We start from the raw sequence: 11,856 nt of genomic DNA, 5'->3' as shown, positions 1-11,856 counted from the left end.
GCTGAGGAAATTCCGTTCCCGCTTTGAATGGCTTGGGCGCACTCTCGCGGTGCCATCGTCACCACCGGTAGCACCTACTCAAGTGCTCGGAACGGCAACGTATTGAGCTTTTACGACACCCTCTTTTTGCAGAGGGGACGGATGACGGACATCCGAACGTCCTCTGTGCTTATCGGTTTCATTGTTGCGACGGGCATGTGCGCCACCGCAGCCCCGGTCCGCGAACTTCGGCGCAGCGCGGGGGTTCCGTAATCACTGTGCCGCTGCGCGCCAGAATAAAGAGTTATTGCCATAATAACCACAATTTATGAAAGGAATAATCCGTTTCCCTTGGGCAGTCCCCGCCCGGTCCGACCGCAGTAATGGCAATGCGCGTGCGTTCAACAGTGCGTCTGCGGATTGCCTTGTCCTTACCGCTTCAACTCAGCCAGCAATGCCGAGTACGTGTCGATCAGCCGAATGACGCCGGGCAAGCGGGCGTGGGCGTCGCGCTGGCCCTCGTCCGCCGGCTCGAGGGTGCGCCACCAGGTAATCAACTGTTTGATCAGCCGGCGCGCCGGTATCCTCTCGGGCGCGAGTCCGGGAAAGGCGGCCAGCCCGAAGCGGCTTTCGACATCGCTGAGGCACGAGAAGATGTAGTCGCGGTCCGCGCCGAAATCCACCGGGCGCTCCGGAGCGCGGGCGACCATGCGCAGTTCGCTGAGTTCAGGGATGTAGTCGGTCATCGCCTCGTATGCTCCCATCGGGGCCGCGCGCCCACGTTCGGCGTGTGACTAGCAGTCCGCGTTCGTCCAGCGTTCGGAGCGCAAGACCGCAGCGATCGCCGCGGCCCGCGCTTCGACCGCGCCTTCGCCTGCAGTGACGTCGGTGCAGGCTTGGAGCGCAATGCGCAGCAGGGCCGCTTTCGGATACGCCCCCGGTGTGCGCCCGCGATAGGCGCCGTAATCGCAGGCACACAGCGTCATCAATCGCTCGAAGCGCTCCGGGTGCTCGAAAGCGCCCAGACGCTCCAGCATCACCGCCACAGGGCCCGCCCGCGTCTGGGTCACGCGGTGTACTCGCTCGCATTCGGCGAGCGCCAACAGTGCGAGCTCGCGGCAGTCGTCCGGGATGTCGAATCGTTCACAAAGCGCTTCGATGCGCGGCCGTCCGCGCTCCACGTGGCGGTAGTGCACCGGCAGATGCTCAGGCGGCGAGTCGGACTTGCCCGCGTGCATGACCAAGGCCGCGAAGCGCACGGACAATGGGGCGCCGGCTGCGGCTGCCAGGTCCAGCACCCGCAGCAGGTGCTGGCCGATATCGACTTGCGGCGGATCGTCGGCGATCTGCGGTACGCCGAACACGGTCGCGACCTCGGGCAGAATTGCGTGGAGTGCGCTGCACGCGAACAAGGCGCGCAGCATATTGGAGGGCTTCGGTGCCATCAGTCCGAGCGCGAGTTCCTGCCAGATATCTCGTGGAGCGACGGTCGCGAGCACGCCGGCCTGTACCTGGGCGAACATCAGGTCCAGCGTCTCGTCGTCGAGCCGGCCATCGGGCCCCGCATACAGCGCCGCAAGGCGCAGAACACTCAGACCTGGCTCGATCTGCAGGAGATCTGCAAGAGGGGGATGGGGTGCTTCGGCGGTCATGACAGGCTCCCGGAACGTTCGGCTGCAGCATCACCGGCGGGTCTGGAATGCACCGCTGGTCCGGTTGAGCGAGCCGCGAGCACCGACGGACCGTGGTGCGTCATCAACGGTATGGCATGTTTGCTGCCTGGGTCGGTGCAGCGCCACCCAATGGCGCAGCTCTCGTAAATCCTCTGCATGGAGTTACACCGTGATTGCACTGTCCGAGAAAAAGCTGCTCATTCCGCTGAAATCAGCCAAAGCCACCGGCCTGAACGATCTGGGAGTTCCCCAGCCCGAAACGGCCGTGATCAGGAAGGGAACGTTGCACGAATTGACACAGAGACTGGAAAGCGGTGCCGTTGGCCGCCGCTTTCAGAACCTTCGGGTCATCGCGATCAAGGCCACTGAGGGCGGTATCGAGTCCGCCAAGGTCTTCATTCAGTTCGAGGTCTTCGGCGACGACAACGTCCCGGAAACCGAGAGCAGCGGCTTCGAGGCCGCGCTGTATGGTGGATCGGAATGCTTGTTTGCGCTGCGCCCCGGTGCCATGTTCATGCCATATGCGCGGAGTTGGTACGAGAACCGCTTCGTCTTCGATATCCCGATCGACGTGTTCGAGCGGGCTGATGGCCTGGAATTCACCGCGCGGGCGGACTCCGTCCGCGCGCTTTGAAATCCATGCGTCGCACAGCCGCCATGGGGGTGTTGGCCGATCAAGCACCACGCTGCCGGCTCCGCGCAAGTTTCTTCGCCAGGGCATCTGCGGCGCTGTCGATGTTCGATGCCCGGTTGCGCATCAGCTCCAACATCTCCTCGAGAAGTTGCTCGGGAGCGGCCTCTGCCACGCCTTCACCGACGAGCCAGCACGCCAGCGCCGCTTCGTCGCGGTTCAGGGCACGCGCGGTTTCGCGCTGCCAGTCACTGCCGAAGAGCAGGCGCGCGGCGTCGCGGAACCAAGCCCTTGCATGGATCTCCAGCGGTGCTTCTTCCGCGTCGGTGTCATGGCTCGCCGATAGGCGCGGCGACTCCTGCATGGCTTCCGCCAGCCGAGATATCTCGGGCAGCACCGAACGAACGAGTTCGGCGCCGGCAAGGGGCACGCTCCAGCAGCGCAGATCCGAACGCCAGCGGGCATTCGGTACCCAACGCAGCATTCGCTGCAGGGTTTCGCTATAGCCCGCCTTAATGATGATGTGGTCGTCGCGGATCTGGACCCACGGACTCGCCGGAAACGGATTGGCTGTCAGCCGGGCTTTCGCGTCTTCGTCCGATCCTTTCATGCGCGCCTCCGGCGTCTATGCGCGTTGGCCGTCACGCCCGTCTGCGTCATTCCGGGGTCCTCTTCAGCGGCCTCGCAACGCCGGTGGTGGGCATCCGCGATGGCGCGGGGACCGACACCCTAGGGGCGTCGCCGACGCCTGCGACGGGGTCTACAAAACTGACAAAGCCGACAAACATGACAATACCGAGACTGCTCCAGCGTAAATGCGACAGGTGTTCGAGGTGTTGACGTCGGGCGGATCTGGTGAACGGAAACTCCTCGGTGCAATCGGGCGTAGGCGCGGCAAGCGCCATACACACCGCTCCGCACTGACGGGGTTTACCCTGGCTGGTGTCCGGATCGGCCCGACTCTGCACCGTCCATTCGGCGATTGCGAAGCAATTTTCGGCCCAGTGGGTGCAAGGGCAGGGCTGCGTGCGGCTGGGCAACTCGAGAATGCGAGCGTCAAGCTGCAGTGACCCAGTGAACTCGGCGATCTGGTGCGTCGTTCCGATCGGGCCCGCGCCCGACCGATGGCGTGCAGGCCCAGCGTGGAACATAGCCATGAGGCGACGCTGTGCCGCACCCTCACCGATGTCGAGAAGGCGGGCATCAGGGTGAGCCTGGTGCCCGGTTCGCAGCCCTGGCACGGCCCTAACTGACAGGCTCCCAAAAATCCGGTAGCTTCCTCGACTTCGTTGCAGGGACCGGGACTGCAACGAAGATCGCGCCGGCACCGGCCGGGGGTGGGTGTCGCCATCGGGTGGGAAGTCGGCGTGGTTCCGACGCCGGAAGCTTATGCTGTCCGTCCGCTATCCCGTCGATCAGGAGTTACCATGCCTCACAGTCACCCAATGGCCGCAAGGTCTTCGCTGAGCCGTCTCGCCTTCAGCGCGACCGCCCATTGCCTTTCCGGCTGCGCCATCGGCGAGGTACTTGGCATGATCATCGGTACTGCACTCAACTGGGGCAGTAGCGCGACGGTCGCGTTGTCGGTCGTGCTGGCGTTCATCTCCGGCTATGCGCTGACTCTGACTCCGCTGCTCAAGGCCGGCCTACCCGCCGCCGCGGCTATCCGGCTTGCGCTGGCGGCGGACACGGTGTCGATCACGATCATGGAGATCGTGGACAATGCGGTGATGATCGCCATTCCGGGGGCGATGGACGCGACACTGAGTGATCTGCTGTTCTGGGGCAGCCTGCTGTTCTCGTTGCTGGTCGCGGGCCTTGCGGCCTTCCCAGCGAATCGCTGGCTGATCGCGCGCGGACGGGGGCATGCGGTGGTGCACTCTTACCACGAGTCGCCGTCCGATCACGGGCACCACCACTGAAGGGGGTATGGTATGGATTCTGCACGGTGCGCCTCCGCTTGGCCGCCGCTCAGCGGCCGCCGGCCTTCTTGACGGTGTAGCCGCGCTTCGTCAATTCGGCGACGACCGTGTCGCGGTGGTCGCCCTGGATCTCGATGACCCCATCCTTTACGGTGCCGCCGGAGCCGCAACGCTGTTTCAATTCCTTGCCGATTGCATCGAGCGCCGCAGGCGGAACCGGAATACCCATGACTGCCGTGACACCTTTGCCCTTGCGGCCCTTCGTCTCAAGCCTGACTCGCACGATGCCGTCCGACGGCACGCCGACTTTCTGCTGTTTGCAGATGCATTTTGCGACCGGCTGCCGGCATCCCGGGCACATCTTGCCGTGAGCAGTGGAGTAAACGAGTCCGCCCTGCGCGGTGTTTTTGTTCAGCTTCATGACGGTATGAACGGGTAGGGAACTACGGGCACAGCGTAGCAAAGCACAATACGCTACGAGTGTCGAAGCCGGTCGGTAGGTGCACCGCGTTCCGACGGGAGACGTTCTGCCGCCCAGGGACGGAAGCGTCACCATGGCCGGCAGGAGGGGCGGTGTCTGCGTCAGGGTCTAGGGCTGGCCGGCCGCGCGGCAGGTGGTGTGTTTCCCTGCCGCGGCTTGGCTCGGTCATCAAGGGGCGTGTGTTACGGTCGGGCAAGCGCTTGAGCGCCTTGACTACTTGCGCAGCCAGGGACCGAGCGGGCAACTCAACGAGAACGGGCGACGGCGTCGGAGATCCAGGCCGCGAAGTCCCGGGTAGTTGCGCGCGTACTTGTAGGCGCGGAAGAAGGTTAGCGGGGGATTCTCCTCAGCATTGAACTTGCACTTGATCTCGCCATTCGCGAAGACCGGGCTGATGAATTCCCAAGCCACCTTTCCGGCCGGCGTGACTTCGATCACGTGCTGCATCGCTGACGACGCGATCAGCGTATTTCCATTCGGGAGCCGCTGGCCGTAACCCTGGAAATCGGTCAACAGGGATTGCTGCGCCGAGGTCTGGTACTGCCAGGCGACGTTCGGTTCAGGCATCCACCGGCCTTGGGCATTCTTCTTGAACTCGATCTCCAGCACGCGTGAACGGCGATCTTCCGGGCGCATCCATCCATTATCGAAGACCAGCACACGTACGGCGGACGCGGACGACGCGACGAAATTGGCGCCATGCGGGCCCCAGAGTTGCGTGGCGCCATCGTTCATCCACTTCGGCTCCGGGCCCGTTTTGGTCGCAAACGGGTTACCCCAGCGGCCGACGATCTGCTGGGTGTGGAAGTCGATAAGGTAGATTTCGCCGAACGATCGTGAAGTCAGCAGCAACAGTTCATGCGTCGGGTCATAGTCAATCCCATTGACATGCATATAGTCAGCGGTGCTGCGGTTCGAAATCGCGCGTTCCGGAATGTGATAATTGATGTCGAGCCGGTCGGCCGATACCGAGTTCTCCATCAGGGTCCAGCCATCCCATTTCCAGCCCGTTTCCCGGCCCTGTCCATCGAGTTCGATGACCGAGTCGGCCCATAGTCCGCCGCAGTAGGTGTTGCGGGCGCAGCGTGACGGGTTGCCTGCGGCATTGAAGAGCGGATAAAGATACGCGTCCTGGATCCGGCCTTTGGCAAGCGCTTCGGTATCGCTGTGGCGTTCCCATACCGCGACCAAGGAGTTGCCGTCCCCTTTTTGGTGAAACGTATGGTGCAGGACCGAATCGACGTCCACGTTGGTGTAGCTCCAGCGGAGAGTGCCGTTGGGAAAATACTGGTTGATTTGTCCGGCCGTGCCACCCCAGTTCACGAAATTATCCGGGCTCGTGGCAGCGCCGAGGCGCAGGATGTCCCCGTTTTCAAGAAGCTCTGTGTGCCCCCCGCCGGGTAGTTTCCATTCCTTGACGATCCAGCCCGTATTGTCGATGAGGTAGACATTCTCTACGCCCGCTGGAGCGATCAATGTGTAGCCCGCCATCGCGGTTTCGCGGTCGTAGCGGATCACGCCGGTAGGTCCTTCCGTAGATTCATAGGCCAATGCCGCGTTCGACAGCGCCATGGCAATTAGGAATAGTTTGGTTTTCATATCACTATCCTCGTGTTGCGGTTCGTGAATCACTTTCGTTCAGCCACAAGTCCATGATCGGATCCGGCAGGTCGTTTGGCTTCTTGCAGCTTCCCCCTCTGATCAATTGATCCGAATCGGATGGTCCTTGCGCCAACTGCCTGGCATGCCATCGAGAGGGCACACGAGGCGGCGATGTGTCAGCCGTTGGTCGCTTAGTCAATCGCTTACTCGTAGTCATCCGGGCCGGGTGTCCTGCGGGCAGGCACGTTGATTGCGGCGCGCGGATCAGAGCAACTGTTGCTGAAGGCTCTCATCTGTCACGCATGCTGCTACCAGGGGCCCAGTCGCACAATTCGATCAACTACCTATGGAATCGGCTTTAGGGGGTTGGTGAGATAATTCCTTTTTCTTACTAGGGAAATACTTGTGCGATGCGGCCATGCCGCTCAGGAGGCGAGGTGCGCTGTCTGTGGCTCAGCACAAGCACCCGGACACTCCCCGGAACCCGATCGGGCATCGATATCAGGGCGACGAACGTCCTTCTTATCATCGGGTAACAGGCCTTTACCGTGATGACCGGTCATGGGGCCCGAGAACCTGCGTTGGTTTCACATCTGGTAGGCGAAAATTCCCGATATGGTGCTGAATCGGAAGTCGGTACACTCTGTACCGCCACGGTCAACCGGCAGAGAGCGTTCGTGTCGGCCGCCTATGTGCGGCAAGCCTGTGGGGGGTCGCGCCGCGGCACGGTCGGCTTCACCGAGGTTATTGCAGCGGGTTCCAATAGTTTCTGGCGCACATCAACACGGCGGTTATGGTGGTCGCTGATGGGCTCCGCGTAAACTTCGTGCGTGGCTCGGGGAATGGGTGTTGTGGGGTGCAAAAACGGCTGCTTGACCGTCGGTTTTCCAGAGTGATAGGCTCCGATCGGCAGCAGCAGGCTTGTTGCGCCATTACTTTATAAGCAAGGGGGATTTATGAAACATTTGCCAGCCTGGTTTCTCGCATTGCTTTTCGCAGGGGTATTTTTTGCGGCGCCTTCGGTTTCCGCATCAAGCTCGGCTGAAGAGGAGATCATTGCGACACTCGCGCGCTTCAACGCCGCGTCTACCCATGGTGACATCACTGAGATGAAGCGGCTGACGTCGCGCAGTCCGGAGGCGCTGGCTATCGGGACTTCTCCCGATGAGCGATTCGTCGGTTATGACGCGATTATTGCGTGGTGGCAGGGTTTGTTCGATTTCCTTGAAAGTGTGGGTTACGAGGATGGTGGACTGCCGGTCGTTGCTGCCGGGACGCCGCTACAAGTGGGTCATAAGGGATCGGTCGGCTGGATCGCGAGTGAAGCGACGTGGCAATTTGCGAACGGTACCGTTCCCTTCCGAATTAGCCTCGTATTGGAGAAGGAGCACGGTAAGTGGAAGATCGTGCAGCAGCACTTTTCCGTAGGGATTGGCAACGATCAGCTGCCTCTTTGAAACGCGCTTGAACTGAGGTCAGGGAGCCAGGCCTGAAGACATCCTGCCTGGCTCCGTCCCCCTTCCGCGATCCAACGGCAAGCGGCGCGGGTCATCTCGACGAGTTGGGGATTTCTGGTCGGGACAGCGGGCGCTTTTCGAGTGGATGAGCGGGCGGCAGACGCGATCTTCGCCCGGTTGATCGACGGGGCGGCGGAGACTTGGTCAGGGCGGAACGTCCGCGGGATCCGGTCGTCGAGCGGTCCCGGATGACGCCGATGACGCGGTCAGTCGGGAGCGGTGATCGGCGATGCGTCGCCCGGAGCGGCATCCAGAGTCATCGAACGGAACAGGAGTCCCAGTCGCCGCGTGTCATATGCCGACTGGCCGGCTTCCTGGGGCGTCGGGGCCGTATCCATGATCAGATCGATATCGACGAAGCCCTCCTGAACATCGGTCGGCAGGATGAGAGCCGAGCGTGCGGCAAAGGTCCTCGGATCGTCGAAGTGCCAGGTCTGTGCGAGCCGGTGACCGATCGTCACCTTGACCTGTCGCGGGCCTGCCGGCAGAAAGGCCCGCGCAACGACGGTCAGCCGAACCGCGGAGGGCAGATTCCCCACGAACGCTCGGAGGCGCGCGGTCGTCTGCTCGCTCCAACGCGCGTCGACGGACGGTTCGTACGAACTCCAGCCTTCCCGAAAAAACTCCGACGCTGCCGCCGAGATGGTGTTTCCCACCGCGAGCGCCGGGAAGGCGTAGCCGGCCAAACCGAAATACGTCACCCGGTGGCGAAACTCGGGGACATGCTGTGCCACCCATGGGCCGAAGCGCTCGGGCGTCAGAATGAGGGTCCGGCCACCACGCTCGGTCGCAATCCGGTCGACGTCGTGCCGCAATGGCAGCAGCGGGCTGCCCGTAACCTGGCCGTGGCGGCGATAGTCCAGAAAGGTTTCCAGTGTGATGCGTCTCCAGTCGTCCACGGCCGGTTCGAAGTCGCTGTCCTGTGTTGCCAAATCAGGTAACACAAACCATGAGCGATAGGGCAGCAGCGAGTCCACGAACGCCCAATCGTGGGTTCGCGTGTAGTGGACTTGCTGGCTCTCACGATAGACGGCCTGGACGGCCGGCACAGACCATAACACGAGGCCTGACAGTAGCGCGCAGGTGCCGATTCGGAGTGCAGGCTGCGGCCATGCCAAGCCGATCCGCAGGTTCCAGAGCAGCGCAGGGATCACGAGGATATAGGCCGGGGTAACATAGTAGAGCGCGTCCAGACCCAGAATGACGAAGGCGCAGGCGTAGGCCAGGCCGCCGGCGAGCAGCCCATCGAACGACGATAACCGCGTGGACCGCTTCAGCAGGGCAAGACGCAGGGCCAACAGACCTGCCGCCACGATCAGCAACGGATGCTGTGCACCGGTCGACAAAGCCACCTCGAATAGGCCGCGTCCGCCGGCCCGGCCCTGGTGATACCACTGTACGGCGGTGCGAAACGACAGGAAGTAATACAGCGCGAGGAAAAGGCTGCCACTGGCCAGCACGGCCAGATTTAGCCATCGGCGGCGGCCGGAGTCGGGGTCCCGATTCAGTAGGTCGAGCAGTGCCGGGACTGTCGTCGCGAGAAACGCCGGCTCCTTCAAGTAGCAGCCTGCAGTGCCCGACAGCAAGGCCAGCAAACCCCAACCGGGACGGGTAGTCGAAGAGAACCGTAGCCAGGACAGCCCGAACACCGCCAGCAAGGGGATTAGGGTCTGTTCCGGGTAGATCGTGACCGAAAAGACCTGATAGATCCCCGGACTCAGCCAGAACACAGCAAAGAAGCCGCTCACGAGCAGTCTGGCGACCGACGGGCGCGCCAGTGTGGTGAGGGTTGTACCGGTGGCGGTCAGCAGCATCTGCACCAGCAGTGCGGCAGTCAGCAGGGCCTTCGCGGCCACCCATCCGAAAGCGAGGTCCGGCCTGTCGCCCAGGTAAACGAGTGCGTCGAACTCGAGATAGTAAAGCGGGTTGAACCGCCCCTGCGACCAGTTGCCGTCATGCGTCCAGAACTGACCGGACAGCACCGTCCGCAGCAGTTGGGCATCGTCCGAAAGCACCCAGGCACCGTGATCCCAAAGGGAGAACACCAGCCATCCGAAGCCTGCGGCGACGAGGCCGCCGAGCAGGTAGTAGCCTGCCATCGCGAGCATTCGAGCCAGGGCGTAGCGGTGGCGCGCTGAAGGCGCGTTTGGTCTCGGATTCGGCGGGGTGAATTGCATGCCGGTCGAGAAGCGGGCTCCGGTGGCCGGGTTCGTCGCGCCAGCGTCAGCTGGCCTGCCGCGCGGCGGCACGCGTCAGGCGAGTGCTTGCGTAGCGGTAGGCCAGGGCGGCGGCCAGGACGATACCGGCGCTGAAGCCGACCCACTGCAACGCCATCCGGTAGGCATGATTCACGAGTTCGGTAGCGCGGGCCTGTGTGCGTTCGGTCAGGGCCTCCGCCTGCGACGAGAGGGCTGCGAAGTTCTCCGGGTTCATGGCCGGCTCAAGGGCGGCGAGCAGCAGCTGCAACTGCTGCGACATCCGGGTAATCTCCGCCGCGGTTTCCGCGTAGTCCTTGATGCGAAAGGGTTCCGATGGATCCTTGGGCTTGTTCGGCGCCTCCTGAAAGCGATCCGTGAGATCCCGGAATGTCTTCAGCGCACCATTGGTGGCGTCAGCCATCCTGGTGCCGCTCGCCAGCGTCACGCCGAGTTGGTGCGAAAGCGCGGCCAACTGCCCTTCCTGTGATTTCAGTGCGGCCAGAATATGCTCACGCTCTGCGCTGATCAGCGCAGGCGCCTGTTCGATAGTACGACTGAGCCGATCGCCGGAGGCGGCCAGCTGGGTGGAGTTGGCCACCAGTTGCCGCACCTCCGGCACGCTTGCGGCCTGCAGCGTCAGCAACTCCGCTTGCCACTGCAGGAGTTGCGGCATACGTTGCCCGATGAACAGCGCGCGCTCCGCGAACAGGCGGGTCTGAGCCAGTTCGCGGGTGGCGGGATCCAGGCCGGCCAGCGGATCCAGGTCCAGCAGGGCAAACACGCTGGTGGTAACGGACTCGCGCCGCCGGCGCGCGGCTTTGGTCACCTCGTCCACCAGGGACACACTCGCGTACAGCGGCAGGCTGCTGGGCTTGGCGCTGCGTTCCCGCCGCCAGGTGTTCAGCGCCTGCCGCAATTCGGCGCAGTGCTCGGGTCTCAGTGCTTTTTCGGCCAAGGCCCAGATTGTCGCTTCGCGCGTTCGGAAGGCGTCCAGCATGGCGGTTGCCGAGCTGCCGTAGACCTGGGGCATCCAGTAGTCTTGGACACGCATGCGCCCGGCCGAGGTCAGGAACAGCAGGTCGATGAGATTGCCGAGTGCGCTGGCACCCGTCGCGCTGGTCAGGATATCCCACCCCAGGTAAACCCGGAGCTGCAGCAGTTCGGCCTTGTCGATCGGCTTGCCGCCCAGTCGCAACTGGTCTGCGGCGGTGATCGCGGCGGCGGACAGATTGTCCGCGTAGCGCAGCAGATCTTCCTGCAGTTCGACCGGATCGAAATTGCCCGTCTCGCTATTCCCCGGAACCCACGAGGCCGCTTCCTTGAAGGCTGACTCACCCGTGCGGCCAATCCAGCTACAACCGGCAAGGGTCAAGGCCAGCATCAAGCCCAGCGCAGCAACCCCGACTGTGAGTGGACCCTGGGTCGTCCTGACGGCCTTCGTCAGCCTGCGCGGAGGCGCGTCGGACTCGTCGTCAGGCCGATTGCGATCAGCGGGCGGCGTCGTCATGAAGGCTATCGCTTTCCAGGACTAAAGGTGCGGTGAGGAGCGCAGCGAGCGATCAGGGCAACCCGCTGCTGAAGCCAAACTGCCCTGTCAATCCGGGCCGAGGCCGCAACGTGAGGGTGTTGAGCACAAGAGGCATGCGGTTCGGAAGACGTTATATCATTTTGCGCGCCGCGTGCGACAGAACGGGTGTTATCGCCGCTTTCGTCGTCCGGTGCAGGGCCCCGTCCGCAGGGGGCGGAATCACACGTACGACGGTCGTCCACAGGTGCCGGCCTACGTCCGAACGACCGTGGCGGCACCGAATGGCACTTGGCGAGTCGGTTTGCAGAGCCAGTAAAGAGCAGGG

10 protein-coding genes are annotated in these 11,856 nt (G+C 63.0%); 3 read left to right on the top strand and 7 right to left on the bottom strand.

The features are described from left to right. Positions 1–410: 410 nt before the first annotated feature. Entirely contained in the window at positions 411–725 is a 315-nt protein-coding gene (locus BWR02_RS18675; RefSeq protein ID WP_139559428.1) for a hypothetical protein, read from the bottom strand. 48 nt (positions 726–773) lie between these two features. Beyond that, positions 774–1,631, bottom strand: coding sequence for a tRNA nucleotidyltransferase (locus tag BWR02_RS18670; RefSeq protein ID WP_139559427.1), 858 nt, complete (start codon positions 1,629–1,631; stop codon positions 774–776). Positions 1,632–1,821: 190 nt separating this feature from the next. Here BWR02_RS18670 and BWR02_RS18665 point away from each other — a divergent pair, with 190 nt between their 5' ends. Next, positions 1,822–2,286, top strand: coding sequence for a hypothetical protein (locus BWR02_RS18665; RefSeq protein ID WP_139559426.1), 465 nt, complete (start codon positions 1,822–1,824; stop codon positions 2,284–2,286). A 40-nt stretch (positions 2,287–2,326) separates the two neighbouring features. Here the strand turns inward: BWR02_RS18665 and BWR02_RS18660 are convergent, their stop codons facing one another. Continuing rightward, on the bottom strand, positions 2,327–2,893 hold the full coding sequence (locus BWR02_RS18660) for a hypothetical protein (RefSeq protein WP_139559425.1): 567 nt from the start codon (positions 2,891–2,893) through the stop codon (positions 2,327–2,329). Positions 2,894–3,815: 922 nt separating this feature from the next. Between BWR02_RS18660 and BWR02_RS18655 the strand changes: the two genes are divergently transcribed. After that, positions 3,816–4,205, top strand: coding sequence for a DUF4396 domain-containing protein (locus BWR02_RS18655; RefSeq protein ID WP_236102418.1), 390 nt, complete (start codon positions 3,816–3,818; stop codon positions 4,203–4,205). Between the two features lie 49 nt (positions 4,206–4,254). Here BWR02_RS18655 and BWR02_RS18650 read toward each other — a convergent pair whose 3' ends face one another. Both BWR02_RS18650 and BWR02_RS18645 read right to left on the bottom strand, forming a co-directional pair. Next, the gene (locus tag BWR02_RS18650; protein WP_139559423.1) at positions 4,255–4,626 is read right to left on the bottom strand and encodes a translation initiation factor Sui1; all 372 of its coding nucleotides are present in this window, start codon (positions 4,624–4,626) and stop codon (positions 4,255–4,257) included. Positions 4,627–4,899: 273 nt separating this feature from the next. After that, complete coding sequence (locus tag BWR02_RS18645; protein WP_139559422.1) at positions 4,900–6,285, bottom strand: aryl-sulfate sulfotransferase; 1,386 nt, start codon at positions 6,283–6,285, stop codon at positions 4,900–4,902. A gap of 959 nt (positions 6,286–7,244) precedes the next feature. Here BWR02_RS18645 and BWR02_RS18640 point away from each other — a divergent pair. Then, complete coding sequence (locus BWR02_RS18640; RefSeq protein ID WP_139559421.1) at positions 7,245–7,745, top strand: nuclear transport factor 2 family protein; 501 nt, start codon at positions 7,245–7,247, stop codon at positions 7,743–7,745. A 266-nt stretch (positions 7,746–8,011) separates the two neighbouring features. Here BWR02_RS18640 and BWR02_RS18635 read toward each other — a convergent pair whose 3' ends face one another. Both BWR02_RS18635 and BWR02_RS18630 read right to left on the bottom strand, forming a co-directional pair. Further along, complete coding sequence (locus tag BWR02_RS18635) at positions 8,012–9,904, bottom strand: hypothetical protein (RefSeq protein ID WP_139559420.1); 1,893 nt, start codon at positions 9,902–9,904, stop codon at positions 8,012–8,014. A 124-nt stretch (positions 9,905–10,028) separates the two neighbouring features. Then, a complete protein-coding gene (locus BWR02_RS18630; RefSeq protein ID WP_139559419.1) occupies positions 10,029–11,510 on the bottom strand; it encodes a hypothetical protein in 1,482 nt (493 codons plus the stop codon). Positions 11,511–11,856: the final 346 nt, after the last annotated feature.

The organism is Methylotetracoccus oryzae (assembly GCF_006175985.1).
In the GTDB taxonomy this organism is placed as follows: Bacteria; Pseudomonadota; Gammaproteobacteria; order Methylococcales; family Methylococcaceae; genus Methylotetracoccus; species Methylotetracoccus oryzae.
This window is presented reverse-complemented; position numbering and strand designations above follow the sequence as displayed.

Bases quoted from the DNA above. Each gene is read 5' to 3' on its own strand.
- BWR02_RS18645 (WP_139559422.1), bottom strand. From the start codon at position 6,285: ATGAAAACCAAACTATTCCTAATTGCCATGGCGCTGTCGAACGCGGCA.
- BWR02_RS18675 (WP_139559428.1), bottom strand. From the start codon at position 725: ATGACCGACTACATCCCTGAACTCAGCGAACTGCGCATGGTCGCCCGC.
- BWR02_RS18670 (WP_139559427.1), bottom strand. From the start codon at position 1,631: ATGACCGCCGAAGCACCCCATCCCCCTCTTGCAGATCTCCTGCAGATC.
- BWR02_RS18650 (WP_139559423.1), bottom strand. From the start codon at position 4,626: ATGAAGCTGAACAAAAACACCGCGCAGGGCGGACTCGTTTACTCCACT.
- BWR02_RS18630 (WP_139559419.1), bottom strand. From the start codon at position 11,510: ATGACGACGCCGCCCGCTGATCGCAATCGGCCTGACGACGAGTCCGAC.
- BWR02_RS18660 (WP_139559425.1), bottom strand. From the start codon at position 2,893: ATGAAAGGATCGGACGAAGACGCGAAAGCCCGGCTGACAGCCAATCCG.
- BWR02_RS18635 (WP_139559420.1), bottom strand. From the start codon at position 9,904: ATGGCAGGCTACTACCTGCTCGGCGGCCTCGTCGCCGCAGGCTTCGGA.
- BWR02_RS18640 (WP_139559421.1), top strand. From the start codon at position 7,245: ATGAAACATTTGCCAGCCTGGTTTCTCGCATTGCTTTTCGCAGGGGTA.
- BWR02_RS18655 (WP_236102418.1), top strand. From the start codon at position 3,816: ATGATCATCGGTACTGCACTCAACTGGGGCAGTAGCGCGACGGTCGCG.